This is a genomic window from Celeribacter persicus (genome assembly GCF_003050785.1).
Classification (GTDB): domain Bacteria; phylum Pseudomonadota; class Alphaproteobacteria; order Rhodobacterales; family Rhodobacteraceae; genus Celeribacter; species Celeribacter persicus.
In genome coordinates this window covers 86,013-111,407 of record NZ_QAOH01000006.1, presented here as the reverse complement: position 1 = coordinate 111,407, position 25,395 = coordinate 86,013, and the positions used below count along the sequence as shown (strand labels likewise).

Sequence of the window (25,395 nt, the reverse complement as noted above, 5' to 3'; positions counted from 1 at the left end):
CACCAATTCTCTGTGCCGTTACGGTTAACGGTTGCGCTCACGTCCCCATGAGGCGTAGCGTGCCGCCAAAGGGGAGGTGCCGCAGTGCAGCAAGAGAGCGACATCCTCGGGTTCACCCGCATCCGCCGCGTCGCTCCGATCGCGGTCAATACCCATGGCGGTCGGGCAAAATGCTTGCAACGACTGATCCGTCTCGACCTGCCTGTGCCCGAAACCGTTGCCCTGTCTTTTGACGCCGTGCATCGTCTGGCGGAAGGGCAGGCTTTCGACATGAAGGCCCTTTTGCGCGTCTTCGGCGATGCGCCCCTGCTGTCCGTGCGGCCCTCGTCCGAGGACCCGGACTGGGGCGGGCCCGGCGCGATCCTCAATATCGGCATGAATGACGCCCGTCATGCGGAACTGACTGACAGTCACGGGGCAGAGGCGGCGGACGCGCTTTATCTTCGATTTGTGCAAGCTTTCGCGGTGCATGTGGAGCGACTCGATCCCGAATTGTTCGAATTCGATACGTCTGTCCCGGTGCAGGAGGCGCTGAAATCGGCGCTGGCCGCAAATGAGGATGAGACCGGCGATCCGTTCCCGCAAGACCCGGCACATCAGCTCGGACAGGTGCTGCGTTCCATGGCGCGCGCCTGGGAGGGCACCACGGCGCGTCTCCTGCGTCAGGCCAAAGGGGCGCCCGCAGATGCCGGCCTCGGGCTGATCGTGCAGAGCATGGCACTGGGGCTCGGACCGGGCGAGAGCGGGGCCGGGGTGGTGCAACTCGTCGATGAGCAGACCGGCGCACCTCTGGTCAAAGGACGTTACATGCGGCAGGCACAGGGGCGTGCGGCGGTCACTGCGGGCGCGGGCAAGGATGTGCTTTACCTTTCCAAGGATGAGCGAGGCGGTTCTCTGGAAGAGGCGCAGCCGGAGCTGTTCGCCAAACTCGTGGAGATGACGCGGCTCTGCCGGGTGCGTTTGCGCGAAGAGATGCAGGTGGAATTCACCATTTCCGAAGGCAAGCTCTACGTGCTCGACGCTGTGCGGGTGCCGCGCTCGTCCCGCGCCGCTCTGCGCATCGCCGTGCAACTGGCCGAGGATGGGATCATTCCGCGTGAGGAGGCGATCTTGCGCATTCCCGCCCGCTCGCTTACCGAATTGCTGCACCAGCAGGTCGATCCCAAGGACAAGCGCGATGTGCTGGCCAAGGGGATTGCGGCCTCGCCCGGCGGGGCGGTCGGGCGGATCGTGTTCAACTCCAGCGTGGCCCAGACCTATGAGGCGCGCGGCGAGCCCTGCATTCTCGTGCGGCGCGAAACCACGCCAGAGGACATTCGCGGCATGCATTCCTCTGTCGGCATTCTGACAGAGCGTGGTGGCGTGACCTCGCACGCGGCGGTGATCGCACGGGGCATCGGTATGCCCTGTGTCGTGGGGGCCTCGATCCGGATCAATACTCGCGAGCGCACGCTGACGCTCGGAGACGGTCGCAAGCTTGAGGAAGGCGATGTGATTACGCTCGACGGCTCTGCGGGCGAGGCGTTGCTGGGGGCGGTACGACTGCTGCCGCCGGTCAAGGATCAGTGGTATCTTCAACTGATGGACTGGGCGGATGCAATCCGCGACATCGGGGTGCGCGCCAATGCCGACACGCCGTCGGATGCCGCCGTCGCGCGCAATTTCAAGGCGCAGGGCATCGGGCTGTGCCGCACTGAGCATATGTTCTTCGAAGGGGACCGTCTGACCGTGATGCGGGAGATGATCTTTGCCGCAAAGCACGAGGATAGAGCAGAGGCTATTGCGCGATTGCTTCCCATGCAAAGATCTGACTTTATTGAGCTTTTCCGCATCATGGAAGGCCTGCCGGTTTGCATTCGCCTGTTCGATCCGCCGTTGCACGAATTCCTGCCTTCGGATCGCGAAGGGGCCAAGGAACTCGCCGAGGCGCTCGATCTGCCGCTCTCGGATGTGACGCGTCGGATCGACTGGCTGTCGGAATTCAACCCGATGCTCGGCATGCGGGGGGTGCGTCTCGGTATCACCTTCCCCGAGATTTACGAGATGCAGGCCCGCGCGATTTTCGAGGCTACCATCGAGGCCAGCAAACACGGTGCGCCGGTGGTGCCGGAGATCATGATCCCGCTGGTGTCTGCGAAACGCGAGGTCGAACTGGTCAAGACCCAGATCGACGGGGTCGCGGCAGCGGTGCGCAACGAGACCGGGGCGGAGTTCACCTATCGGCTCGGCGTCATGGTCGAAACCCCGCGCGCGGCTCTGCGTGCAGGAGACATCGCCCAGAACGCCGCCTTCCTGTCCTTCGGGACGAACGACCTGACGCAGATGGCTTACGGTCTGTCGAGGGACGATGCCGGACGTTTCATGAATGCCTATGTGCAACAGGGCGTGTTCCCCGAAGATCCGTTCCATACGCTCGATTTCGAGGGCGTCGGCGAACTGCTCAAGATCGGCGCCGAACGCGGTCGCAAGGTGCGCCCGGAGCTGACCGTGGCAGTCTGTGGCGAGCATGGCGGCAACCCCGAATCAATCGCCTTTTGCCGTGCGGCGGGCTTTGATTACGTGTCCTGTTCGCCCTTCCGGGTGCCTGTGGCCCGCCTTGCCGCGGCGCAGCTTGCTGCCATAGATGCAAAATAATCACAGTCTTTTGACAAAGGGCTGAAAATAAAGGCGAAGCACCGCCGATTTCGGGCGGTTTGAAGGCTGGTTTTCGCCTTTCTCTTGACGCTTCGAAAATCGCCCGGACCACCTCGGGGTGGACCTTTTGGCGTTTTCCCCCTATGTCCGCCCGTCGAAACCACCCGTGAGGCCCCGCTTTCGGGGCGCAATGGAGGGATAACCCTTATGACACTCTCAGCTCGGCTCAAGGCGTTCGCGCTTCTGGCCTCGCTCGGCTTTTGTACGCTGACCGGCGCGGCTCAGGCCGATGTGACGGTGAGCCATTCGAACGATCCGAACCCGGTGCTCGGCATGGAACTCAACGCGCTTTTGGATCAGGAACGTGACGGTCTCGAAAATGCGGGCACGGATGCGATCGAGCGCCTTCTGCAAAGCTTCAAGCCGAAATCGTCCGCTCCGAAAGCGCTCGAATACACCAAGGCCTTCCTTGACAGCCGCCCAACCGCCAACGGGGGCACAGAATGGCAATGCCTCTCCGAGGCGCTTTATTTCGAAGCACGCGGTGAAAGTGTCAAAGGCCAGTTCGCCGTGGCCGAGGTGATCCTCAACCGCGTGTCCTCCCCCGCCTTCCCGAACACGGTGTGCGGCGTGGTGCATCAGGGCACCGGGAAGAAATACCAGTGCCAGTTCACCTACACCTGCGACGGCTATTCCGACGTGGTGCGTGAAAAGGCTGCCTACGAGCAGGTCGCCAAGGTTGCCCGTCTCATGCTCGATGGGGCGCCGCGCAGCCTGACCCAGGGCGCGACCCATTATCATACCCGCGCTGTGAGCCCTCGTTGGGCGCGTACATTCGCCAAGACGGCGCAGATCGGCGTTCACATGTTCTACCGGATGCCGCAGGCTTAACGCACGAACTCACGGAATTGTTTCAGGCCCCGCCCGTAAAACGGCGGGGTTTTGCCGTTTCATGGGCAAGGCCCTGCGGCGGGCGATTGGGCCTTGGCCCGGTTGCGGCAAAGCGGTAGCAAGGGCCAAACTTGCAAAAGGGACCGTCAATGTCCGAAATTCGACAGGCTTTCGAGCACCCCGAGGCCCGCGCACTGGCGACATCCGACGCGGTGCCGCTCGACCGCATTTCGCTGCGCGATCATGTGGTAGATGTGGAAATCGGTGCGTTTCAGGCCGAACGTGGTGTGCGTCAGCGGGTGTCCTTCAACATCGTGGTGGAATTGACGCCGGTCTCCGGGCCGATTGACGACGATGTGGACCGCATCCTGTCCTATGACCGACTCACAGAGGCGATCCATACGGAGCTTGCTGCTGAACGTCTCAATCTGCTCGAAACCCTCGCCGAACGGATCGCCGAGCGTATCCTGACCGAGCCGCGTGCCTTCCGGGTGTTCGTGCGGATCGAAAAGCTCGACCGGGGGCCCGGCGCTCTGGGCGTCGAGATCGTGCGCAGCGCCGATCAGGTCGGGCGCGCCGTGGCGATGGAAGCCCCGGTGCCGCATCCGCTGATCGTGCATCTCGGGGCGGAGGCCTTGGCGAGTGCGCAGCTCCCCAAATGGATCGACACGCTGGCGGCCGATCCGCGTCCGGTGATCCTCACGGTCGGACTGCCTTCGGGCGACTGGCCGAAGGCGGCGCATAAGGCGGCGCAGCGGCGGATCGACCTATTGGCGATGGAACAGAACGCTTGGGTTCTGGCCGGGCGGGACGCGCGCTGTGTCGTGCGGGCGAGCCGGACCGAGCTCGATTGGGCGATGAAACAGGGGCAGATTTCAGTCTGGGCGCCGTCGAAACTCGTGCTCGATGCGGTGCATGGGCCGAAGGGCGGCATCGCGGAAATGGTTGCGTGGCTGGCGCAGGAGTTGTCCGCGACCAAGGTTCTGAGCCTTGGCTCGGTGTTGATCGAGGGCGCAGAGACCTGCGATCCCGACGGTGCGGTGGAGCTGTCCTGACATGGCGCAGGCGTTTTATGACAGGCCGATCCCAAGCTGCGATCCGGCCCGTCCGGAGGGAGCGCTGACACTTGCGGGGGGCTGGTGCTGGTTCACCCATGTGGAACGGTTGCGCCGGGATGAGCCGCCCGAGATTCTGCCGGTTTCCAATCTGTCGGAGGAGGCGCGCACGCGTCTGACTGCGCGGCGTGCGCCCCTTGCAGGGCTCGATCTGGGTCAGCCTTCGGTGATGAGCATTCTCAACGTCACGCCTGACAGTTTCTCCGATGGCGGCAAGTTCAACCGTCCCGAAGTGGCACTGGCGCAGGTGCAGGAGATGCTTGCGGCGGGTGTCGATATTATCGACATCGGCGGCGAAAGCACGCGTCCGGGCGCGGATTACGTTCCCGTTGAGGAGGAGATTGTCCGCACTACGCCAGTGATTGAAGCGATCCGGGCACAAAGCACTGTGCCGATTTCCATCGACACGCGCAAAGGCCAGGTGGCGCAGGCGGCGCTGAAAGCCGGGGCGAGCCTCGTCAATGACGTCTACGCCTTCACCCACGACCCGGATCTGGCGCGGGTGAGTGCCGAGGCCAGCGCGCCGGTCTGTCTCATGCATGCGCAGGGCGATCCCGAGGTGATGCAGGACGATCCGCACTACGACAACGTACTGCTCGATGTGTACGATTTTCTTGAAGATCGGATCGAAGTGGCCGAGGTGGCGGGCATTCCGCGAGCGCAAATCCTCGTCGATCCCGGTATCGGCTTTGGCAAGACTGTGGCGCATAATCTGGCGCTTCTGGAGCGGATTTCTCTGTTCCATGGTCTTGGTTGTGGCATCCTTCTGGGCGTATCGCGCAAGGGCTTCATCGGCAAGATCGGCAGGGCCCCCGTGGCGCAGGATCGCGCGCCGGGCACGATGGCGGTGACGCTGGCGGCGCTCGGGCAGGGCATTCAGATTCACCGTGTGCATGATTTCAAAGAGACGAAACAGGCGCTTGCCCTTTGGCAGGCGGCGACAGGTGTGGGAGATGGGTATGTCTCGTAAGTTTTTTGGTACGGACGGGGTGCGCGGGCGCGCAAACAGCCATCCGATGACTGCCGAAATGGCGTTGAAACTCGGAGCTGCCGCCGGGCGCTATTTCCGCCGCGACGGCTCGCGCGAGCACCGGGTGGTGATCGGCAAGGACACGCGGCTGTCGGGTTACATGTTCGAAACCGCGATGACGGCGGGGTTTACCTCGACCGGCATGAACGTCTTTCTCCTTGGGCCGGTTCCGACGCCTGCGGTCGGGATGCTGACCACGTCGATGCGTGCAGATGTCGGCGTGATGATTTCCGCCTCGCACAACCCCGCCGAGGATAACGGTATCAAGTTCTTCGGCCCCGACGGGTTCAAGCTCTCCGATGAGGCGGAAAGCGAGATCGAGCGGCTGATGGAGGAGGGTGTCGAGCCCGCGCAGGCCAGCAATATCGGGCGCGCCAAACGCATCGACGACGGGCGGTTCCGGTACAATGAGCGGGTGAAATCGACCCTGCCGCGCGGGATGAGCCTTCAGGGGCTGAAGGTGGTGATCGACTGCGCCAATGGCGCAGCTTATCGCACGGCGCCTGAGGTGCTTTGGGAACTGGGCGCGGAGGTGATCGCGGTCGGTACCGCGCCGAACGGCAAGAATATCAACGATCATTGCGGGTCGACCTATGTCCAGACCGCCGCCGAGGCCGTGGTGGCTCATGGCGCGGATGTCGGCATCTGCCTCGATGGCGATGCGGATCGGGTGATGATCCTCGACGAACGGGGGCAGGTCGCCGATGGCGATCAGCTCATGGGGTTGATGGCGAAAAGCTGGGCCGATCAGGGACGGCTTGCGGGCGGGGCCCTGGTCGCCACCGTGATGTCGAACCTTGGGCTTGAGCGGTTTCTGGAGGCCGAAGGGCTGCGACTTGAGCGCACCGCCGTGGGTGATCGCTATGTGGTCGAGCGGATGCGTCAGGGCGGGTTCAATCTCGGTGGCGAGCAATCCGGCCATATCGTGATGACCGACTATGCGACCACCGGAGATGGGTTGTTGGCAGGGCTTCAATTCCTCGCGGCCATGGTCGAGACCGGCAGGAAAGCATCCGATCTGGCGCAGGTGTTCGAGCCGGTGCCGCAGCTTTTGAAGAATGTGCGTTACGGCACCGGGCAAAATCCGCTGGAGGAGGCGCAGGTGCAGGCCGCCATCGCCGATGCGGAGGCGAAGCTCTCCGGCAACGGTCGACTTCTGATCCGCAAATCCGGGACCGAACCGCTTATTCGCGTGATGGCGGAAAGCGTGGACGAGGCGATCCTTAACGCGGCGGTGGACAATGTGGTCGAGGCCGTTCAGGCGGCGACGCAATAACGGCGATTGTTCGAAAAGGACAAGAAAGGCGGCTGAGATGGCCGCCTTTTGCTTTTTACGACAGGATTTGTGCGCGTTCAGCGCCCGAGCGGAATGATGAAACCGGTCGAGATCACGCCATAAACCCCATCGTCATACCCGGTCGCGACATTCAGGAAGAGGGATTTGTAGCTCACTTGCAGGGAGGGGGCAAAACCGGTGTAGCCATCGCCAAAGGAATGGATATAGGCACCGACGATCCCGGCCTGTGCATGCGCACCGATATCCCACATTTTGGCGGCGGAGAGGTGCAGCGAGGTGTCCGAGCGGCTGTCGCGGTAGGCGCCGACCGTGTAGTTCAGCCCATAGGCGCGCTCCGCCCATGTGAACATCAGACCCGGATTGAATTCGTTGAAATCGTCCCCTTCCTCGTCGCCCCAGTCGCCGTAATGATGCGAGGCCAGCGGGATAACGGCGTAATCGGGGGCCAGCCCGTCGGCGAAGGCCGGGGCGGCGGAGAGGAGAAGGGCGGCGAGGAAAGGTTTGATTTGCATCGGTCTCGTGAAATTTGGGCCTGTTTCCGGTGTTTTACACTAGGATCGGAGCCGAATTAAGGCTGTGTTAAGGCTTTTGCGAGATCAGGACCCGCCGGTGAATGGCGTATAGGCCAAGGACATGGCGGCGTTCATCAGGGTCCAGATCACGCCGGCGATCTTCCAGCCCTTGCCTGCATTGCCCTTGGGCTTGGCGAGCCAGACTGCGCGGGCGACGAACAACAAATAGATGCCGAAGAGGATGAACACGACGGGGATCAGCCCGTAAAGCGGCGGGATCGCGATCAGGAGCACATAGACCGGCACGAAAAACAGCGCGGCAAGGTAATTGCCCGCCCAGAACGTATCGCCCAGACCTTCGCGCCCGGCCAGAAGGCTTTTCCAGAAGTCGAGGGTGAACATACGGGCGCGTTCGGCCTCAATCTCACTCTCGTTCGCGGGCGTGAGGTCGGCGGGGATGTGGTCGTCATGTTCGGGCTTGGTCATCACGGACTCCTTTGTACGCCATCTGCTCACGATTGCTGCTTGGCTGCAAGTCAGAGCTGCGCGAAAATCCGACGCACAATGGGGCGTAGGGAGGGCCATTGCGAAATCATCACGCCGCCCAGAATCAAGGCCAGCGCAAGGATCAGTGTGGGCGGCAGCGGCTCGCTGAGTATCCACGCGCCCAAAATCACGGACCAGAGCGGCACCTGATAATTCACCAGCGTCATGAAGGTCGGTCCGGCGGAGCGGATCACCAGTACGCGCAGTTGATTCATCGCGGCAGTGGAGACGACGCCGAGGAAGATCAGCGCGACAAAGGCCTTGAGCGGCGGCAGCCCGGGGAGACCTTCGGCGGCAAGGGAGAAGGGCAGGGTGATCAGCGCCCCGCTGGCCATCATGATCGTGGTGAGCGCGGTCGGGTTGATGGGTGGCAGGCGGCGGATGGTGATCGAATTGAGCGCGTAGCAAAACGCGACGGTGAGGCAGGCCATCCGCCCCCAGAATTCGAGATCCGCGCCTGAACTATGGAGTGCATCCTGCCCGACCAGAAGGAAAACGCCCAGAAAACCAAGTGCCACACCGATGACGGAGCGGATTGTCAAACGCTCACCTGCCACCATGAAATGCGCCATTGGCAACACGACCAGAGGCACGGCGGCCATGGAGGTCCCGGCGAAACCGGAGGTCACGTATTGCTGGCCCCAGTTCAGGAATAGGAACGGTACGCCGGAGGAAATCGCCCCGGCCCAGATCAGCGCCATGGGATGCGGTTTGTTGTCCGGCTCTGTGCCCATTCTGAACCCGTCTACGCCCCAGAAGGCGGCCATGACAAGCGCCGCGATGGTTAGCCGGAAGGTGGCGAGCCAGAAGGGCGAGATGCCGGTGAGGGCAATCTCGATCACCATAAAGGTGGAGCCCCAGACAAAGCCGAGGATGCCGACCATGATCCAGGAGGCGGGGGTGATATTGGGAAGCGGGGAGATGTCAGTCTTCATAGGGAGAGCCGGAGGGGATGCCATTTGTGGTAGTGTGTGTGCGGGTCGTGATATTGGCGCCGCTGCGGGTGAATCTCAGGATGCGGTCGTGATCGGGATAGGTGACTGTATCTCCCGCAGAACGCGTGCCGATCACCAAAGCGTTTCGCGAAAGACCTGAATCACAGATTTTCGGGAAACGTGGCGTAACGTTTTGATGTGGCGGGCCTTTCGCAATCAACTCGTATCTCAAGTTTATTGCGAAAGGCTTTAGATAACGGGCTTCATCGGGACCGTTATTACGCAGACAATGACCACGGGCCACGCCAGCCTTGAAGGTTGCGGCTTCTCCCGCGCTGAGCGGATAGGTTTCATCTCCCTCCGTGACGATGACCTCGCCCGCGATCATATAGACCATCTCGTCCTCTCCTTCATGCCAGTGTTTGAGTGCGGAGGCGGAGCCCGGTGGCAGAATTTCGAGAAAGGCACCGAATTGCGTCAACTCTCCGCTGTCGCTGAACAGCAGGGCCTCATAGGGACCGCAGGCGGCGGAGTGACCGCTGTCGGTGCGGACGGTTTGTGGGGTAAATTTCGGCATGACCACCTCTTTGACATGAAAAGGCCCCGACGCATGCGCCGGGGCCTTTCGTCTCGGATGAGGTAGCGCTTAGTTGCGCTCTTTGTCCACCATCTTGCCAGCGGTGATCCACGGCATCATGCCGCGCAGTTTTGCCCCGGTTTCCTCGATGAGGTGCTCGTCATTGGCGCGACGGGACGCTTTGATCGTCGGCTGGCCGACGGCGTTCTCCAGCATGAAGTCACGTACGAATTTGCCGGCCTGAATGTCGGAGAGAACCTCTTTCATCGCCTTCTTGGTCTGATCGTAGGGCAGAATGCGCGGGCCGGTGACGTACTGGCCGTACTCGGCGGTGTTGGAGATGGAGTAATCCATGTTTGCGATGCCGCCTTCGTAGATCAGGTCCACGATCAGTTTCACCTCGTGCAGACATTCGAAATAGGCCATTTCCGGGGCATAACCGGCTTCGACGAGGGTCTCAAACCCGCAACGGATCAGTTCGACGAGACCGCCGCAAAGCACGGCCTGTTCGCCGAAGAGGTCGGTTTCACACTCTTCGCGGAAGTTGGTCTCGATGATGCCGGAGCGGCCGCCACCGATGGCGGAGCAATAAGACAGGCCGATTTCGAGCGCCTTGCCGGTGGCGTCGTTGTTCACGGCCACGAGGCAGGGCACGCCGCCGCCTTTGGTGTATTCGCCGCGCACGGTGTGGCCCGGACCTTTCGGCGCCATCATGATTACGTCGACGCCCGGCTTCGGCTCGATGAGACCGAAATGCACGTTCAGGCCGTGGGCGAAGGCAATCGCGGCGCCTTCTTTCAGGTTGTCGTGGACGTATTTCTTGTAGGTTTCGGCCTGAAGTTCGTCGGGCATGGTGAACATGATCACGTCACACCAGGCGGCGGCTTCGGCGATGCCCATCACGGTGAGGCCTTCGGCTTCGGCTTTCTTGGCCGAGGGCGAGCCTTCGCGCAGCGCGACGACAAGGTTTTTCGCACCGGAATCGCGCAGGTTCAGCGCGTGGGCGTGGCCTTGCGAACCATAGCCCAGAATGGCGACTTTTTTGTCCTTGATGATGTTCACATCGCAATCGCGATCGTAATAAACGCGCATTTGGCATTCCTTCTCGTTTGTATTGAGAGGAAAATACGCGTCATTCCAGGATGTGGGGTGCATAATGTCGCTATTATGGATTTATATGTGCGCAATCATGCTTTATTTTTCTATTTTGTGAATAAATCATTCTTTCGTTTTGGTTGGGTGCGCCGATTTAGATTCGACCCGTGAAATAAATTTGGTGCCGTGAAGCCGGGCTCGGGGCAAGCTTGAGCGCGGTCGCTTCGGAAACCGTGATTTCCGGGCGGCTCAAGGTCGCTGCATCGGGTAACGCGTCGCCAAAAATCTCATAGAGTTCATTCCGTGCAGCGTCGTCGAGTGCGCTCATGGCCATTGGACCCGTAAAAAGGCTTTCCGTCGCGATGCCTTCGGAGAAAATGATTTCATGCCCGCTGAGCAGGATGTGGAAATATGTGACGCGATGACAGGGGCTGCGGCGGATGGATATGTCATTTACCAGCGCTTTCGCCGGAGCGAACACACTCTCTTCGCCAAACAAAAGCTCGATATCAGCGCCATGCAGGAGGAAGCGGTGATTTGGCGAGACTTTCAGAGCGTTACGGTTTCCGAGGGCTTCTGCCTCGATCTGAATGGGGGCGAGTTTGCTGCGACCGTCTACGGTACTATGCCCGATCCATAAAATGGGACGGGGACCGTGATCCAGTGTGGAGACAAGATCGCCAACTTTCAGATATTGGATCGGAACCTCACCATTGGGGGTTTCTATCTTCGTTCCGGCGGCAAAACAGGGAACGGTCGGGGTGGGGTCAAGGTTGGGGCCCGTAGACTGATAGGTGGAATTGCCCTGCACATATGTCAGCGTAACCCCGGCTGGCGGTTGGGCCCCGTCGAATGCAACGCCGACGATTTCGGTATTGTAACCGGTCGTGATCGAAATGCCGACCAGCGTATATGTTTCGCCGTCTGACCCGAGCAGTTCCACGCTGTATTCGCTTTCAACCGTAACAGGGGATGGGTAGCCCCATCTCACAGTCCCCTCGCTCGGCGAATATGTCGTGCCGTTCAGTGTCGTTTCTTCAAGCAGGGTCTGGTCCGTGACGGAGCTGCCGGAATACGGGTCGTCCTGTAACAAGCCATCGGCGTCATTGTAAACGATTGCAGTTGTCGTTTCCGGCAATGTCAGAACGAGATCGTTCGGCTTTTCCCAACTGAATGCATCGCCCCACAGGGCTTTTTCAAGAACACTGGGGACGGCTACACCGTTTGTCGTGGTTACGGAGATCGCACTGACCTCGTAAACATAGAGGGTTGTTTCGCTCATGTCGGTATGCGCTTCTTTGTTTCTGCCTCAAGTTTTTTGGTTAACCATACCATGTCTTTTTGCTTTTCGCGAAATGAATTCCCGATATGAGAAACGCTTTGGCTTCTTTATGCCATGGCCGGCGTGGTGCTCTTTCGGGGGGGCGGCTGTTCAGGAGTATGATTTTTTGTATAAATCTCTTCTTGGCTTATTTATTATGCAGAAATAACGGAATTTTCGGGGGCTTTATGGTAGATGATGCGGATCGACGCCTGTTAAGGCAATTGCAGGCCGCTCCAGATGCGTCTGTTTCATTACTGGCGGAGCGTGCGGGCATGACACAGTCGACATATATTCGGCGTCTTGAGCGTTTGCGCAAAACCGGGATCGTGAAAACGATCCGCGAAGAGGTCGACTGGCGCGCGCTCGGTTATGCGGTGGAAGTCAGTCTGCGGATCACACTCGACAAGACCGAACCGCGTGCCTTTGACGAATTCATTGCGAGCGCCCGCGAGGTGCCCGAGGTGATCAGCATCGGGACGTTTCTCGGTCGGGTGGATGCACGGCTTCTGGTGATTGCGCGGAATATGGCGGATTACCAACGGATTTACCGCGACAAAATTCTGACCCTGCCACACATGACCGATATCGAGGCGCTGATGCAGGTGGCGACGATCAAGGACAGCCAGTCGGTGCCACTATGATCGAGCTTGACGACATCGACCGCAAGATCATCCGCGCGCTGTGCGAGGATGCCACGCAATCGGCGGGGGCCTTGGGGCGGGATCTCGGCCTCAGTCAACCGGCCACATGGCGCAGGATCAAGAGGTTGCGAGAGGCGGGGGTGTTCGGGCCGCGCCGGGTCGATCTCGATCTTGAAGCGCTGGGGTTCGGGGTGACCGTCTTCTTGGGGGTGAAGCTTGCCACCAAAGGCCGGGTCAGCCTTGAGGATTTCGAACGCGCGGTGCGGGCGATCCCGGAGGTGCAGACGGTGCAGCATGTCCTTGGCCTGTTCGATTATCGACTGCGCGTCGTGGCGCAGGACTTGCCGGATTTCGAGCGTGTGTTGCGGCGGCGGATCATGACGCTTCCGGGCGTGGGGAACGTGGAGGCGAACGTCGTGCTCTCCGAAGAACGTCGTCCCGGACCGCTCTAAGTACGCGGATCGGCGCGTTTGGTTCCATCACGTTCATTTGACGTCTTCGGGCGACTGAAATGCCGCGCTGCCGCGTTTGTCTGTCAAAGCAAACGATCAGGAGACATCCGATGACGCACAGCCACGATCATAGCCATGACCATGGATTCAAACATGACCTTCCGAAACTTCTGGGCCGCCGCCGTTTTCTGGGCGTGATGGGCGGTTTGGGCCTCGCTTCTGCTTCCGGTCTGCCTGCCGCGGCGCTCGAATGCATTGCGCTGCCTTGGGAGACGCAGGGCCCGTACCCTGCGGATGGGTCCAACAGCAAGAACGGTCAGGTGGTGAACGTGCTTGAACAGGAAGGTATCCTGCGCACGGACATCACGACCTCCTTTGGCGATTATGAGGGCGAGGTCGAAGGTGTGCCGCTTGAGCTTGAACTGACGCTTCAGGATCATGACGGATGCACGCCGCTCGAAGGCTATGCGATTTACATCTGGCATTGCGATGGTGAAGGCAAGTATTCGCTCTATGACCATACTGAGGCCAACTGGTTGCGTGGGTTGGCGATTGCCGATGCGGAAGGCAAGGTCAAGTTCACCACCATCGTGCCGGGCTGTTACCCGTCGCGCTGGCCGCATATTCATTTCGAGGTTTTTTGAAAGCGCCGAGGCCGCCGTGGCCGGTGAGAATTCTGTGCTGACCGCGCAGATCGCAATCCCGGAGGATCAGGCGCGTCTGGTCTATGAGGCCGACAATTACAACGACAGCACCGAGAACCTGAACAACAACTCGCTCTCCGGCGATAACGTGTTTGGCGACAATTCTGAGGATGAGATCGCCCAGCAAACACTGGAGATGAAGGGGAGTGTGTCGGAGGGCTATTATGGCTCCGTTGTGATCCCGATTGATTTCACCGCAGAGCGTGTTGTAGATACCCCGCCGTCCATGCCGGGCGAGATGAACGGTGACATGCCGCCGATGCCGACGCAGGATTTGTGATCTCTGCAAAGACAAAAGAGGGCGCCCGAGAGCGCCCTTTTCTTATTGCCGATGCGGGATTTTCTCCGGCGGAAGCTCCGCGTAACCGGTGATCATCGGCGTCACGAGGTTTTCGCCCTTGCGCGTCTTGTACCAGAAGATTGCACCGATATGGGCGATCACCATGATCAGAAGCAGGAAGGACAGCGGCTCGTGATAGGACAGCGCCTTGCGCGCGGTCTCGATCGACACGTATTGCGCCAGCGGGCCGACGTTGATGTAATCCTCCGGGTCGGACAGCATTCCCGTCAGAACCTGCATCGCCAGAACGATCAGCACGCCGACGACGAAGATCGCGCCGACCGGGTTGTGCCCGTAGGAGCGCGAGGGCGTCGTAGAGGGAAGCGTCCGGGCATAGGCGATCACCTTGCCCGGACCTTTGACGAAATTGGCGAAACGCGCGGTATAAAAGCCGAAAAAACCCCAAAGCACGCGCAGAACCACGATCACGGCCACGGTATAGCCCGCGTAAAAATGCAGCGTCATCTGGTCGGGGCCGAATTTCCCAAGCCCGAAGGCGGTGAAAAACGCGATCACGAGCGCCCAGTGCAGCACACGCACCACCGGGTCCCAGAGGTAGGTCTTTTCAAGCCGGTCCGTCATGTCTCGCCGCCCCGATCAGAAATCAGCAGCGCGATAGTCGTCGTGGCAGGCCTTGCAGGTGCCACCGAGTTTGCCGACCGCCGGACGCAGCGCGTCGAGGCCATTGCCAGCCACGTCGTTGAGCTCGACCACGGCCTGATAGAAGGCCATGCCTTTTTCCTGAACGCCTTCCATGTCGGACCAGATGTCCGCTTTCGCACGGGTCTCGCCCGGCAGGTCCTCGTTCGAGGTGCCCGGCACGAAGAGATCGGCGGTGTGGTAGCCGGTGAGCGTCAGGAGGTCCTTGGCGGACTGGCTGGCAACCTCGGCGTCATAGTCGACCTTGCCTTGGGCCATGCCGCCCAGTGTGGCCATTTCGTAGCCGACAAGCGTGTAGAAAGCGCGACGGGCTTTTGCCACGTCGGAGGGGGCCTGCGCGATGGCGCCGGTGGCCGCGGTGGCCGCGATTACGGTGGAGATAAGAAGTTTACGCATTGGATGGGAATCCCTGTCTGGTTACAAATATAAAGCGGGCTGTCCGCACGATGGGTTAGATCATGTCACAGCGTCGCTTAATTTAAATGTGACATTCTATCCGTTCCGTCGCTGGCAAGCGTCCGAAGCGGTTCAACTTTTCGTTATGATGTGGAACTGTTTGCGCAAACGCAAAAAGTTCACGCAAACAATTCTCGGGCGATCTGTGCAGCCAGGTCAGGCTGCGAGAATCCGGCTGACCATTTCCGTCGTGTCCCGCGACAGGCCCGGTGTGGCCAGAATGCGCTCCAGTTCGGCGCGGATCATGTCCTGCCGGTCCGCGTCGTAGCGTTTCCAGGTCTCGAACGCGCCGCTCATCCGCGCGGTGATCTGCGGGTTTATTGCGTCGAGCGTGATGAGCTGATCCGCCAGAAGACGATAGGCTGCACCGCTCTCGTGGTGGAACCCGGCATGGTTCGCAGACAGTGCGCCAAAGACCGCGCGGAAGCGGTTCGGGTTCTTGTTGGTGAACGCCGGGTGGCGGCTCAATGTCTCGGCGACCTGAGCGGCCGTCTCGGGGACGGCGGAAGCGACCTGCATGGTGAACCATTTGTCCATCACGAGGCGGTCGCCTTTCCATTGCGCTTCAAAGGCTTGTAGTTCTTCCGTTCCTAGTCCGGCAGACAGGAGCGCCTGTAAGGCACCGGCCTGTTCGGTCATGTTGTCGGCGCGTTTGTAAAGCGCGCGGGCGGTGACGCCCTCATCGCGCAGGCTGAGAAGCGACAGCACCGCAAGGCGCAGGCTGCGTTTGCCGGAACCTTCGGCATCGGGTACGAAAGCCCCGGTCTCATTCTCCTTGTAGAGTGCCGGAAGCACCTCGCGCAGGTGAGCGGAGAGCAGATGCCGAAGCTCTTCGCGCGCCTCGAAGATGCGTTGCGGATCGGGCGTGACGCCCGCGTCGAACAGAGATTGCGCCAGATCGTCCTGCGCGGGCAGGCCGAGCGACAGGGCGCGGAAGGCCGGGTCGAGACCGTCGTCCACCAGCACGGATTTGATCGCGTCGAGATAGGCGAAACTCGGCTTCGTGCCTTTGACGATCATCGACATCAGCGTGTCCTTGGCGAGCGCACGGCCCATTTCCCATTTCTGGAACGGGTCGGTGTCATGGGCCAGCAGGAAGGCTCGGGTGTCATTGTCAATCTCGCGCTCAAGGATCACCGGTGCGGAGAAATCGCGCAGCACGGAGGCCACAGGGCGCGCGCCGAGACCTTCGAAGGTAAAGCTCTGCTGCGCTTCGGTCATCTCAAGAACAGTGGTCGGCACCACCTCGTCGCCATTGGGGCTGATAAGACCGACGGCGATCGGGATCACCTGTGGTTTCTTCCCGCTCTGGCCGGGTGTGGGGGGCGTCGACTGGGTGAAGGTGAGCGTCAGCGTGCCGTCGTCCCAGCTTTCCTCCATTTTCAGGCGTGGCGTGCCTGCCTGGCTGTACCATTGTTTGAATTGTGCAAGATCACGCCCCGTCGCATCCTCAAAAGCCTTGAGCCAATCCTCGATGGTCACAGCCTGACCGTCATGGCGGTCGAAATAGAGATCGCAGCCTTTGCGATAAGCCTCATCGCCGATGAGACGTCGCAGCATGCCGATGATTTCCGCGCCCTTCTCGTAAACGGTCGCGGTGTAGAAATTGTTGATCTCGACAAAGCTTTCCGGACGCACCGGATGGGCCAGCGGACCGTTGTCCTCCCGGAACTGGCGGGCGCGCAAAATCATAACTTCTTCAATGCGTTTCACTGCATGCGAGCGCATGTCGCCGGAGAACATCTGGTCGCGGTAAACCGTCAGACCTTCCTTGAGGCAGAGCTGAAACCAGTCGCGGCAGGTGATGCGATTTCCCGTCCAGTTGTGAAAATACTCATGCGCGATGATGCCTTCGATGCGCTCGAAATTCGCATCGGTCGAGGTCTCTTTCGAGGTCAGAACACAGGACGAGTTGAAGATGTTCAGCCCCTTGTTCTCCATCGCGCCCATGTTGAAATCGTCCACGGCCACGATGTTGAAAATGTCCAGGTCGTATTCGCGGCCATAGGTGTCTTCGTCCCATTTCATCGACTTCTTGAGTGCCTCCATCCCGAAAGCGCATTTGTCCTCGTCGCCGGGACGAACCCAGATGTTCAGCTCGACTTCACGCCCCGATTTCGTGGTAAATGTGTCGGGGTGGTTGATCAGTTCGCCCGCGACCAGAGCGAAGAGATAGGAAGGTTTCGGCCAGGGATCGTGCCAGACGGCGAACCCTGCGCCGCGCTCCACCGGGTTACCGTTGGACAACAGCACCGGAAGATCGCCCTCCACCCGGACCGTGAAAACCGCCATCACATCGGGCCGATCGGGGTAATAGGTGATCTTGCGAAATCCTTCGGCCTCGCATTGCGTCGAATACATCCCGTTGGACATATAGAGCCCTTCGAGCGCCGTGTTGGTTTGCGGGGAAATCTCCACCTCCGCCTCCCAGATGAACGGCCCTTCGGGCACATCGGCCTCAAGCCCGCCCTCGACAAGACGCGGGGTGATCGGATCGCCATTGACCGTGGCGGAGATCAGTTCGAGTTCTTCGCCATGCAGGAAGAACCGCTTGTCGGTGGCCTCCGGATTCGGCGCGAAGACGATTTTCGAGATCACGCGTGTCGCGGTCGGGTGCAGCCTGAACGTGAGATCGACGCTTTCGATCCGATACCCGAACGGGGTGTAATCCTTGAGGTAGATGGTCTGGGGGGCTGCGTCTTTCATCGGTGGCACTTTCTTGCAGGAGACTCGGGTCAGGGGAGGGTAGGCCTCGGGCGTGGGGGCTGCAACGGGGTTCGCGAGGTGCGAAAGGGGGTGTGCGATGCTTCGCAGGGCTGCGGGTTGTTTCCGATAGGAAACTCTTTAGTCTGCACCTCCGACACTTCTCAGACACAGGTGATTCCTCCATGACGCGCGTCGATAAATCCGGCCTGATGGTCGCCCAAGAGCTTGCCCAATTCATCGAAACCGAGGCCCTGCCGGGCACGGGGGTGACGGTTGCGGCGTTCTGGGAGGGGCTTGCGGAGATGGTCCGCGATTTCGGGCCGAGGAATCGCGCATTGCTGGAAAAACGCGAAGAGATTCAGGCCAGGATCGACGCGTGGCATCTGGCGCGCAAAGGGCAGGAGTTCGACGCGGCGGCTTATCGGGCTTTCCTTGAAGACATCGGCTATCTCGTGCCGGAGGGACCGGATTTCCAGATCGAGACGACAAAGATCGACCCGGAATTCGCGACCAAACCGGGGCCGCAGCTTGTCGTGCCCATCACCAATGCGCGCTATGCGCTGAACGCGGCGAATGCGCGTTGGGGGTCTCTCTACGATGCTTTGTATGGGACTGATGCGCTGGGCGATTTGCCCGAGGGGAAGGGCTATGACGTGGCGCGTGGGGCGCGGGTGATCGCCTGGGCCAAGGCGCATCTGGATGCGGTGGCGCCGCTGGCTGGTGGTTCTTGGGCGGATGTGACGGGACTGACCGTGAAGGGCGAGCTTCTATTGGTCGAAGGGGCTATGGGGGAGACAGGGCTGGCCGATCCCTCGCAATTCGCCGGTTCATCGGATGGCCACATCCTTCTGCAAAAGAACGGGCTGTACATCGACATCGTGATCGATCCCACGACCCCTGTTGGACAACAGGACAGGGCTGGGATTTCCGACATTCTGCTGGAAGCGGCGGTCTCCGCCATCATGGATTGCGAGGATTCGGTCGCTGCCGTCGATGCAGAGGAAAAGGTTGGCGCCTATCGCAACTGGCTTGGCCTGATGAAGGGCGATCTGACTGAGGAGGTCGAGAAGGGGGGCAAGACCTTTACCCGTGCGCTCCATGGTGATCGGGTCTTCACCGCGCCGGACGGGACGGAGATCACGCTTCAGGGCCGCGCGATGATGCTTGTGCGCAACGTCGGGCATCTGATGACGAACCCGGCGATTTTGGACCCGGAGGGGTGCGAGATCGGCGAGGGGATCATGGATGCGCTGGTGACCGTGATGATTGCGCTGCACGATCTGCAAAAGACCGAAGGCCCGCGCAACTCCGTCAAAGGATCGGTCTATGTTGTGAAGCCGAAAATGCACGGGCCGGAAGAGGTCGCCTTTGCGGATGAGATTTTCAGCCGTGTCGAGGCCATTCTCGGGCTGGAGCCCTATACCGTGAAACTCGGGATCATGGATGAGGAACGCCGCACGAGCGTGAACCTCAAGGAATGCATCCGCGCCGCGAAACATCGCGTGGCCTTCATCAACACCGGCTTTTTGGATCGCACCGGCGACGAGATTCATACCTCGATGGAAGCTGGGCCGATGATCCGCAAGGGCGAGATGAAGGATCAGCCGTGGATCAAGTCCTATGAAGAGCGCAATGTCGATATTGGCCTCGCCTGTGGTCTCAAGGGCCGCGCGCAGATCGGCAAAGGCATGTGGGCTATGCCAGATCTGATGCACGCCATGTTGGAGGCGAAAATCGGCCATCCGAAAGCGGGCGCGACCTGTGCCTGGGTGCCATCGCCCACGGCCGCGACGCTGCATGCCACGCACTATCACAAGGTCGATGTCTTTGCCGTGCAGGACGAGATCGCGAAAGGCGGTGCTCGTGGCACGCTTGAGGATTTGCTGACCATCCCAGTGGCCAAAGGCGTCAACTGGTCGGACGAGGAAATCACCGCCGAGATCGAGAACAACGCGCAGGGCATCCTTGGTTATGTGGTGCGCTGGGTCGATCAGGGCGTGGGCTGTTCAAAGGTGCCGGATATTCACGACGTTGGTCTGATGGAAGACCGCGCCACCTGCCGGATTTCTTCGCAAGGGCTGGCCAACTGGCTGCATCATGGCGTGGTTTCGGAGGAACGGGTGATGGAGGCGATGAAGAAAATGGCCACCGTCGTGGATCGCCAGAATGCAAGTGACCCGCTTTATGTGCCGATGGCCCCGTCGTATCAAACCATCGCCTTCAAGGCGGCTTGCGATCTCGTGTTCAAGGGCCGGGTCCAACCGTCGGGCTACACCGAACCGGTGCTGCACGCGCGGCGGCTGGAGTTGAAGGCTGCGGATTGAGCAACTCAACCCTTCTGTGCACAATTTCACGCCCAAGCCGTAAAAACGCGCGCAGATGCAGAGGGGCTGCGCGTGGCTTGGCCTTTTCTCTTCGGTAAAAGCCGGTATCTTTGAGGAAAAGGAGAGTCAAATCATGACACGACCAGTCGTCGGTATTATTGGCAATACGGATCTGCTGCACGGCAGTTACCCGGCCTTTACCGGCGGGCATATGAATGCCGAAGCCGTGTCCGACGTGGCGGGCTGCATGCCGCTCTTGATCCCGCCGCATCCGAACTTTGTTTCCGTCGAAGAACTGATGGCGGCCTGTGATGGGTTTGTCTTCACCGGCGGACGCCCGAATGTGCATCCGGAAGAATATGGCGAAGAGGAAACCGCTGCGCACGGGTGCTTTGACCGCTGCCGCGATGCGGTGACATTGCCGCTGATCCGGGCCTGTGTCGCGGCGGGCCAGCCGATTTTCGGCATCTGTCGCGGATTTCAAGAGATCAATGTCGCGATGGGCGGCACGCTTTATCCAGAGATTCGTGACTTGCCCGGGCGAATGAATCATCGCATGCCGCCGGAGGGGACGCTTGAGGAGAAATTCGCGCTGCGCCACCCAGTCAAGCTGACCAAGGGCGGCGTGTTCGAGGCGTTGTTAGGTGCGGACGAGGTGATGACCAACACGCTGCACGGGCAGGGGATCAAGAAACCCGGCGCGCGCATCGTGATCGACGGCTATGCCCCCGACGGTACGCCCGAGGCGATCTATGTGAAGGACGCGCCGGGGTTCTCGCTCGCGGTGCAATGGCACCCGGAATACCGCGCGGGCGAAGACCCGGTGTCGCGGCCCCTGTTCGAGGCCTTTGGCAAGGCGGTGTACGCTTTTGCCGAGGCGCGACGGGAGAGGGTGTCCGAGGAGGCGTGAGCGGGGGCGCTCACAACCGCTTTTCCATACGAAAGTTCTCGATCCCGACCGAATCCCGGATGACGGTTTGGCGCGCCACCACCGCCCAGCCGCGTTTCTCGAAGAAACGGCGGGCGAGGTGGGAGGCTTCTGTGTCCATGTGGCTCAGGCCCAGGCGCTGCGCTTCCGCCTCGCAGGCCGCGTAGAGTTTGAGTGCGGTGCCTTTGCCCATCTCTTCGAGGGCGACGTAGGCGAAGTCGATATGCCCGTCGTATCCCATGGTGAAAAAGCCTTTGATCCGCCCCCAGCGTGTGGCGCAGATTGCATAGCCGCTGGTGAGCCGGTCAGGCCAGCTTTGGGGTGCGTGTTCTCGGGCGGGGGCCCATGCGGCGCGTTGTTCGGCATCGTAAAACGCGCCTGTGCCGCCATGGATGGTGCGATGAAAGAGCGCATAACAGGCATCGGCATCTTCTCTTTGCACTCTGCGCAGTTTCACGACATTTTCCTCGCCTGACGGGTTCTGGTTCAGTAGGGCTTTTCAGCACGAGGCAAAAGAGGTTATATATTTTAGATATGAAATATCTTGATTATCCTCCGATCTGGTTGCTGGCTTTCATGGTGCTGACATGGGGGCTGGCGGAGTTGGGTCTGGTGATTTTGTTGTCGTTCTGGCTCAGGTTTCTTGGTGGTGTGTTGATTGCTCTCGGGGTGATGCTCATGGGACTGGCTGTGTTCGCCATGCGCCGACATCACACCACCGTCGTGCCGCATCGGATTCCGTCCGACATTGTGACCGACGGGGTTTACCGGCTGACACGAAACCCGATTTACCTCGGCGATGCCTTTACACTTGCTGGCTTTGCTTTACTGTTCGGCAGCCCGGCAGGCGTGTTTTTGATCCCCGTCTTTATGACGGTGATACAAAGGCGGTTCATTGCTGAGGAAGAAACATGGCTCAGGACGAAATTTTCGGAGGAGTTTCAAACCTGGGCGCAAAAGACACGGCGCTGGCTGTGACCTCCCGTCACAGTTTCGGCAATGTTTGCGCAATAATGTTGCGCTGCATTGCCGCGATTGGGTAAGGAAGGTGCCAACGAGAGAAGACTGGGGAAAAAGAGGATCGACACGTGAAATTCGGTGTTCCTAAGGAAGTGTTCGAGGGGGAGGCGCGGGTTGCGCTGACGCCTGAGAGTGCCAGGCAGCTACAGAAGCTTGGCTATGACTGCGCGATTCAATCCGGGGCGGGTGCTGCCGCCGGGTTTTCCGATGCGGCCTATGCAGAGGCCGGTGTCGAGGTGATCGAGGGCGCGAAGGCGCTTTGGGATGCTTGCGATATCGTCGCGAAAGTCCGCCAGCCGGACGAGACCGAAATGGGCTATCTGCGCAAAGGCCAGACGCTTATTTCGTTCTTCAACCCGGGCGGCAATGCCGAGGGCATGGAAAAGGCGAAAGAGACGGGTGCGAACGTCATCGCCATGGAAATGGTGCCGCGTATTTCGCGCGCGCAGAAGATGGACGCTCTGTCGTCGATGGCGAACATCGCGGGCTATCGTGCCGTGATCGAGGCGGGCAACAACTTTGGCCGGTTCTTCACCGGTCAGGTGACCGCCGCCGGTAAGGTGCCGCCCGCCAAGGTGCTGATCGTCGGCGCCGGTGTGGCCGGTCTGGCCGCCATCGGGACCTCGACCTCGCTGGGTGCGATCACCTACGCGTTCGATGTGCGGCCCGAAGTTGCCGAACAGGTCGAATCCATGGGCGCCGAGTTCGTCTATCTCGATTTCGAGGAAGAGCAGCAGGATGGCTCCGCCACCGGTGGTTACGCCTCCGTGCAGTCCGAGGAATTCCGCAACGCCCAGCTCGCCAAGTTCCGTGAACTGGCCCCCGAGATGGACATCGTGATCACCACCGCGCTGATCCCGAACCGTCCGGCGCCGGTGCTCTGGACCAAGGATATGGTTGAGGCGATGAAGCCCGGCTCCGTGATCGTCGATCTCGCCGCCGAGCGTGGCGGCAACGTCGAGGGCACGGTGAAGGACGAGCGCGTCGTCACCGACAATGGTGTGGTGATCATCGGTTACACCGATTTCCCGTCCCGCATGGCGACCCAGGCCTCGACGCTTTATGCGACGAACATCCGTCACATGATGACCGACCTGACGCCGGAGAAAGACGGCAAGGTCGTGCACAACATGGAAGACGATGTGATCCGCGGTGCGACCGTGACCTACGATCACGAGATCACCTTCCCGCCGCCGCCGCCGAAAGTGGCCGCGATTGCTGCGAAGCCGAAGGAAAAGCCGAAAGAACTGACGCCCGAGGAAAAACGCGCCGCCGAAGTGGCCGCGTTCAAGAAGCAAACCCGCAATCAGGTGACGCTGATCGCTGTGGGTGCGATCCTGCTTCTGGGCGTGGGCCTTGTGGCACCTGCCTCATTCATGCAGCACTTCATCGTCTTCGTGCTCTCCGTCTTCATCGGTTTCCAGGTGATCTGGAACGTGTCGCATTCGCTGCACACGCCGCTGATGGCGGTGACCAACGCGATCTCCTCGATCATCATTCTGGGGGCGCTGATGCAGATCGGCTCCGGCTCCTGGCTGGTGATCCTTCTCGCCGCGCTTTCGGTCTTCATGGCCGGGATCAATATCTTCGGCGGCTTCCTTGTCACGCGGCGCATGCTCGCCATGTTCCAGAAATCGTAAGGGAGAGAGATTATGGACTACGGATTTACCACTGCGGCCTATGTGGTCGCTGCCGTTCTCTTCATTCTCGCACTCGGCGGTCTCTCGGGGCAGGAAAGTGCGAAACGCGCCGTCTGGTATGGCATTGTCGGCATGGCTTTGGCCGTGTTCGCGACGCTGATCGGGCCGGGTTCTGGCCTTTGGGTGCTCTCTGCGATCCTGATCGCGGCGGGCGGTGTCATCGGCTGGTATGTGGCGAAAAAGGTCGAGATGACCGAGATGCCGCAGCTTGTCGCCGCGATGCACTCCCTTGTTGGTCTCGCTGCCGTTTTCGTGGGGTTCAACACCCATATCGAAGCCGCGCGCATCGCCGCGATGACCGCAGATCAGAAACACCTGCTCGAAGGCTTCGCCGCGGTTGTGGCGCATAAGACGCCCGTGGAACTGAACATCCTCAAGGTCGAACTATTCCTTGGCGTGTTCATCGGGGCGGTGACTTTCACCGGCTCCGTGGTTGCCTTTGGCAAGCTCGCGGGCAAGGTGACTTCGAAAGCCACCAAATTGCCGGGCGGTCATGCGCTGAACGCTGGCGCTGCGATCCTCTCCGTCGTTCTGCTGATCCTCTACATGAACGGTGCGGGCGGCTGGACGCTGGTCCTGATGACGCTTCTGGCGTTTTTCATCGGGTACCACCTGATCATGGGTATCGGCGGCGCGGATATGCCGGTCGTGGTCTCCATGCTCAACTCCTACTCGGGCTGGGCCGCGGCGGCGATCGGCTTCTCGCTTGGCAACGATCTTTTGATCGTGGTCGGCGCGCTGGTCGGTTCTTCGGGTGCGATCCTGTCTTACATCATGTGCAAGGCGATGAACCGCAGCTTCGTCTCCGTGATCCTCGGCGGTTTCGGCGGCACCACGGGTCCGGCGATGGAGGTCGAGGGCGAACAGGTCGCGATCGACGTCGACGGCGTGGCGGCGGCTCTGAACGAGGCTGACAGCATCATCATCGTGCCGGGCTATGGCATGGCGGTGGCGCAGGCACAGCAGAACGTGGCCGAACTGACCCGCAAGCTGCGCGCGCAGGGCAAGAACGTCCGTTTTGCCATCCACCCGGTGGCGGGCCGTCTTCCGGGGCATATGAACGTGCTGTTGGCCGAGGCGAAAGTGCCTTACGACATCGTGTTGGAAATGGACGAGATCAACGAGGATTTCCCGGACACCGATGTGGTGATCGTGATCGGCTCGAACGACATCGTGAACCCGGCGGCACAGGAAGATCCGAACTCTCCCATCGCGGGGATGCCGGTTCTGGAAGTGTGGAAAGCCAAACAGGTCTTCGTCTGCAAACGCGGTCAGGGCACGGGCTATTCGGGCATCGAGAACCCGCTGTTCTACAAGGACAACACGCGCATGTATTACGGCGATGCCAAACAGTCCATCGGCGATCTGCTTCCGAAGATCGACTGATCGGGGCAGACAGAACAAAGAAAGGGCGGCCTTTGGGTCGCCCTTTTTGTTTGAGTATTTGGGGCACAAAGGAAACGCACAGGGTGGTTGCAGGAATGGTCGGGAGAAAGTGCTTGAGCTGG

At 60.5% G+C, this 25,395-nt stretch carries 24 protein-coding genes; 14 read left to right on the top strand and 10 right to left on the bottom strand.

The genetic code is table 11. From position 1 onward, the window contains the following. The first annotated feature begins 84 nt into the window (after positions 1–84). The 5 genes from C8N42_RS09680 (at position 85) to glmM (ending at position 6,946) form a co-directional block, all read left to right on the top strand. A complete protein-coding gene (locus tag C8N42_RS09680; RefSeq protein ID WP_107816365.1) occupies positions 85–2,634 on the top strand; it encodes a putative PEP-binding protein in 2,550 nt (849 codons plus the stop codon). 207 nt (positions 2,635–2,841) lie between these two features. Next, positions 2,842–3,525, top strand: coding sequence for a cell wall hydrolase (locus tag C8N42_RS09675; protein WP_107816364.1), 684 nt, complete (start codon positions 2,842–2,844; stop codon positions 3,523–3,525). Positions 3,526–3,674: 149 nt separating this feature from the next. Next, positions 3,675–4,580, top strand: a complete 906-nt coding sequence (locus tag C8N42_RS09670; RefSeq protein WP_107816363.1) for a dihydroneopterin aldolase — start codon at positions 3,675–3,677, stop codon at positions 4,578–4,580. A 1-nt stretch (position 4,581) separates the two neighbouring features. After that, positions 4,582–5,610: a dihydropteroate synthase gene (folP, locus tag C8N42_RS09665; RefSeq protein ID WP_107816362.1), complete on the top strand. Its 1,029-nt coding sequence runs from the start codon at positions 4,582–4,584 to the stop codon at positions 5,608–5,610. Then, the gene (gene glmM / locus C8N42_RS09660; RefSeq protein ID WP_107816505.1) at positions 5,600–6,946 is read left to right on the top strand and encodes a phosphoglucosamine mutase; all 1,347 of its coding nucleotides are present in this window, start codon (positions 5,600–5,602) and stop codon (positions 6,944–6,946) included. The genes folP and glmM overlap by 11 nt, the downstream gene beginning before the upstream one ends. A gap of 77 nt (positions 6,947–7,023) precedes the next feature. Here glmM and C8N42_RS09655 read toward each other — a convergent pair whose 3' ends face one another. From C8N42_RS09655 to C8N42_RS09630, 6 genes are all read right to left on the bottom strand, one after another. Next, a complete protein-coding gene (locus tag C8N42_RS09655) occupies positions 7,024–7,479 on the bottom strand; it encodes a hypothetical protein (protein WP_107816361.1) in 456 nt (151 codons plus the stop codon). A gap of 84 nt (positions 7,480–7,563) precedes the next feature. After that, positions 7,564–7,965 carry a hypothetical protein gene (locus C8N42_RS09650; RefSeq protein WP_107816360.1) on the bottom strand — a complete coding sequence of 134 codons (402 nt, stop codon included), beginning with the start codon at positions 7,963–7,965 and terminating at the stop codon, positions 7,564–7,566. Between the two features lie 50 nt (positions 7,966–8,015). Then, positions 8,016–8,960: a DMT family transporter gene (locus C8N42_RS09645; protein ID WP_170109263.1), complete on the bottom strand. Its 945-nt coding sequence runs from the start codon at positions 8,958–8,960 to the stop codon at positions 8,016–8,018. After that, positions 8,950–9,537: a cupin domain-containing protein gene (locus C8N42_RS09640; RefSeq protein WP_107816359.1), complete on the bottom strand. Its 588-nt coding sequence runs from the start codon at positions 9,535–9,537 to the stop codon at positions 8,950–8,952. Before C8N42_RS09640 ends, C8N42_RS09645 begins: the two co-directional genes overlap by 11 nt. Positions 9,538–9,606: 69 nt before the next feature. After that, positions 9,607–10,629, bottom strand: a complete 1,023-nt coding sequence (gene ilvC / locus C8N42_RS09635) for a ketol-acid reductoisomerase (protein WP_107816358.1) — start codon at positions 10,627–10,629, stop codon at positions 9,607–9,609. 157 nt (positions 10,630–10,786) lie between these two features. Next, entirely contained in the window at positions 10,787–11,914 is a 1,128-nt protein-coding gene (locus tag C8N42_RS09630) for a Hint domain-containing protein (protein WP_107816357.1), read from the bottom strand. 227 nt (positions 11,915–12,141) lie between these two features. Here C8N42_RS09630 and C8N42_RS09625 point away from each other — a divergent pair, with 227 nt between their 5' ends. The 4 genes from C8N42_RS09625 to C8N42_RS09610 all read left to right on the top strand — a co-directional run bounded on the left by C8N42_RS09625 (position 12,142) and on the right by C8N42_RS09610 (position 14,033). Further along, positions 12,142–12,597 (top strand): Lrp/AsnC family transcriptional regulator, encoded by a 456-nt coding sequence (locus C8N42_RS09625; RefSeq protein ID WP_107816356.1) that lies wholly within the window; start codon positions 12,142–12,144, stop codon positions 12,595–12,597. Continuing rightward, positions 12,594–13,049: an Lrp/AsnC family transcriptional regulator gene (locus tag C8N42_RS09620; RefSeq protein WP_107816355.1), complete on the top strand. Its 456-nt coding sequence runs from the start codon at positions 12,594–12,596 to the stop codon at positions 13,047–13,049. The genes C8N42_RS09625 and C8N42_RS09620 overlap by 4 nt, the downstream gene beginning before the upstream one ends. A 110-nt stretch (positions 13,050–13,159) precedes the next feature. After that, entirely contained in the window at positions 13,160–13,693 is a 534-nt protein-coding gene (locus C8N42_RS09615; RefSeq protein WP_170109262.1) for a dioxygenase family protein, read from the top strand. 16 nt (positions 13,694–13,709) lie between these two features. Beyond that, a complete protein-coding gene (locus C8N42_RS09610) occupies positions 13,710–14,033 on the top strand; it encodes a peptidase associated/transthyretin-like domain-containing protein (RefSeq protein WP_107816353.1) in 324 nt (107 codons plus the stop codon). A 42-nt stretch (positions 14,034–14,075) separates the two neighbouring features. Here the strand turns inward: C8N42_RS09610 and C8N42_RS09605 are convergent, their stop codons facing one another. From C8N42_RS09605 to pepN, 3 genes are all read right to left on the bottom strand, one after another. Beyond that, complete coding sequence (locus tag C8N42_RS09605) at positions 14,076–14,675, bottom strand: cytochrome b/b6 domain-containing protein (protein WP_107816352.1); 600 nt, start codon at positions 14,673–14,675, stop codon at positions 14,076–14,078. 15 nt (positions 14,676–14,690) lie between these two features. Then, a complete protein-coding gene (locus C8N42_RS09600) occupies positions 14,691–15,149 on the bottom strand; it encodes a c-type cytochrome (RefSeq protein ID WP_107816351.1) in 459 nt (152 codons plus the stop codon). 216 nt (positions 15,150–15,365) lie between these two features. Continuing rightward, positions 15,366–17,915, bottom strand: a complete 2,550-nt coding sequence (pepN, locus tag C8N42_RS09595) for an aminopeptidase N (RefSeq protein ID WP_107816350.1) — start codon at positions 17,913–17,915, stop codon at positions 15,366–15,368. A gap of 182 nt (positions 17,916–18,097) precedes the next feature. On the opposite strand from pepN, the gene C8N42_RS09590 reads away from it, so the two are divergent. Beyond that, positions 18,098–20,239 (top strand): malate synthase G, encoded by a 2,142-nt coding sequence (locus C8N42_RS09590; protein WP_107816349.1) that lies wholly within the window; start codon positions 18,098–18,100, stop codon positions 20,237–20,239. A gap of 133 nt (positions 20,240–20,372) precedes the next feature. After that, positions 20,373–21,149 carry a gamma-glutamyl-gamma-aminobutyrate hydrolase family protein gene (locus tag C8N42_RS09585; RefSeq protein ID WP_107816348.1) on the top strand — a complete coding sequence of 259 codons (777 nt, stop codon included), beginning with the start codon at positions 20,373–20,375 and terminating at the stop codon, positions 21,147–21,149. A gap of 10 nt (positions 21,150–21,159) precedes the next feature. On the opposite strand, the gene C8N42_RS09580 is transcribed toward C8N42_RS09585, so the two are convergent. Then, entirely contained in the window at positions 21,160–21,624 is a 465-nt protein-coding gene (locus tag C8N42_RS09580) for a GNAT family N-acetyltransferase (RefSeq protein WP_170109261.1), read from the bottom strand. Between the two features lie 77 nt (positions 21,625–21,701). Between C8N42_RS09580 and C8N42_RS09575 the strand changes: the two genes are divergently transcribed. The 3 genes from C8N42_RS09575 (at position 21,702) to C8N42_RS09565 (ending at position 25,273) form a co-directional block, all read left to right on the top strand. After that, positions 21,702–22,145: a methyltransferase family protein gene (locus C8N42_RS09575; RefSeq protein ID WP_170109260.1), complete on the top strand. Its 444-nt coding sequence runs from the start codon at positions 21,702–21,704 to the stop codon at positions 22,143–22,145. A gap of 110 nt (positions 22,146–22,255) precedes the next feature. After that, on the top strand, positions 22,256–23,827 hold the full coding sequence (locus tag C8N42_RS09570; protein WP_107816346.1) for a Re/Si-specific NAD(P)(+) transhydrogenase subunit alpha: 1,572 nt from the start codon (positions 22,256–22,258) through the stop codon (positions 23,825–23,827). A gap of 12 nt (positions 23,828–23,839) precedes the next feature. Then, entirely contained in the window at positions 23,840–25,273 is a 1,434-nt protein-coding gene (locus C8N42_RS09565) for an NAD(P)(+) transhydrogenase (Re/Si-specific) subunit beta (protein WP_107816345.1), read from the top strand. Positions 25,274–25,395 lie beyond the last annotated feature (122 nt).

Coding starts and splice junctions, on each gene's coding strand:
- C8N42_RS09675 (WP_107816364.1), top strand. CDS start 2,842: ATGACACTCTCAGCTCGGCTCAAGGCGTTCGCGCTTCTGGCCTCGCTC.
- C8N42_RS09670 (WP_107816363.1), top strand. CDS start 3,675: ATGTCCGAAATTCGACAGGCTTTCGAGCACCCCGAGGCCCGCGCACTG.
- folP (WP_107816362.1), top strand. CDS start 4,582: ATGGCGCAGGCGTTTTATGACAGGCCGATCCCAAGCTGCGATCCGGCC.
- glmM (WP_107816505.1), top strand. CDS start 5,600: ATGTCTCGTAAGTTTTTTGGTACGGACGGGGTGCGCGGGCGCGCAAAC.
- C8N42_RS09655 (WP_107816361.1), bottom strand. CDS start 7,479: ATGCAAATCAAACCTTTCCTCGCCGCCCTTCTCCTCTCCGCCGCCCCG.
- C8N42_RS09650 (WP_107816360.1), bottom strand. CDS start 7,965: ATGACCAAGCCCGAACATGACGACCACATCCCCGCCGACCTCACGCCC.
- C8N42_RS09645 (WP_170109263.1), bottom strand. CDS start 8,960: ATGAAGACTGACATCTCCCCGCTTCCCAATATCACCCCCGCCTCCTGG.
- C8N42_RS09640 (WP_107816359.1), bottom strand. CDS start 9,537: ATGCCGAAATTTACCCCACAAACCGTCCGCACCGACAGCGGTCACTCC.
- ilvC (WP_107816358.1), bottom strand. CDS start 10,629: ATGCGCGTTTATTACGATCGCGATTGCGATGTGAACATCATCAAGGAC.
- C8N42_RS09630 (WP_107816357.1), bottom strand. CDS start 11,914: ATGAGCGAAACAACCCTCTATGTTTACGAGGTCAGTGCGATCTCCGTA.
- C8N42_RS09625 (WP_107816356.1), top strand. CDS start 12,142: ATGGTAGATGATGCGGATCGACGCCTGTTAAGGCAATTGCAGGCCGCT.
- C8N42_RS09620 (WP_107816355.1), top strand. CDS start 12,594: ATGATCGAGCTTGACGACATCGACCGCAAGATCATCCGCGCGCTGTGC.
- C8N42_RS09615 (WP_170109262.1), top strand. CDS start 13,160: ATGACGCACAGCCACGATCATAGCCATGACCATGGATTCAAACATGAC.
- C8N42_RS09605 (WP_107816352.1), bottom strand. CDS start 14,675: ATGACGGACCGGCTTGAAAAGACCTACCTCTGGGACCCGGTGGTGCGT.
- C8N42_RS09600 (WP_107816351.1), bottom strand. CDS start 15,149: ATGCGTAAACTTCTTATCTCCACCGTAATCGCGGCCACCGCGGCCACC.
- pepN (WP_107816350.1), bottom strand. CDS start 17,915: ATGAAAGACGCAGCCCCCCAGACCATCTACCTCAAGGATTACACCCCG.
- C8N42_RS09590 (WP_107816349.1), top strand. CDS start 18,098: ATGACGCGCGTCGATAAATCCGGCCTGATGGTCGCCCAAGAGCTTGCC.
- C8N42_RS09585 (WP_107816348.1), top strand. CDS start 20,373: ATGACACGACCAGTCGTCGGTATTATTGGCAATACGGATCTGCTGCAC.
- C8N42_RS09575 (WP_170109260.1), top strand. CDS start 21,702: ATGAAATATCTTGATTATCCTCCGATCTGGTTGCTGGCTTTCATGGTG.
- C8N42_RS09565 (WP_107816345.1), top strand. CDS start 23,840: ATGGACTACGGATTTACCACTGCGGCCTATGTGGTCGCTGCCGTTCTC.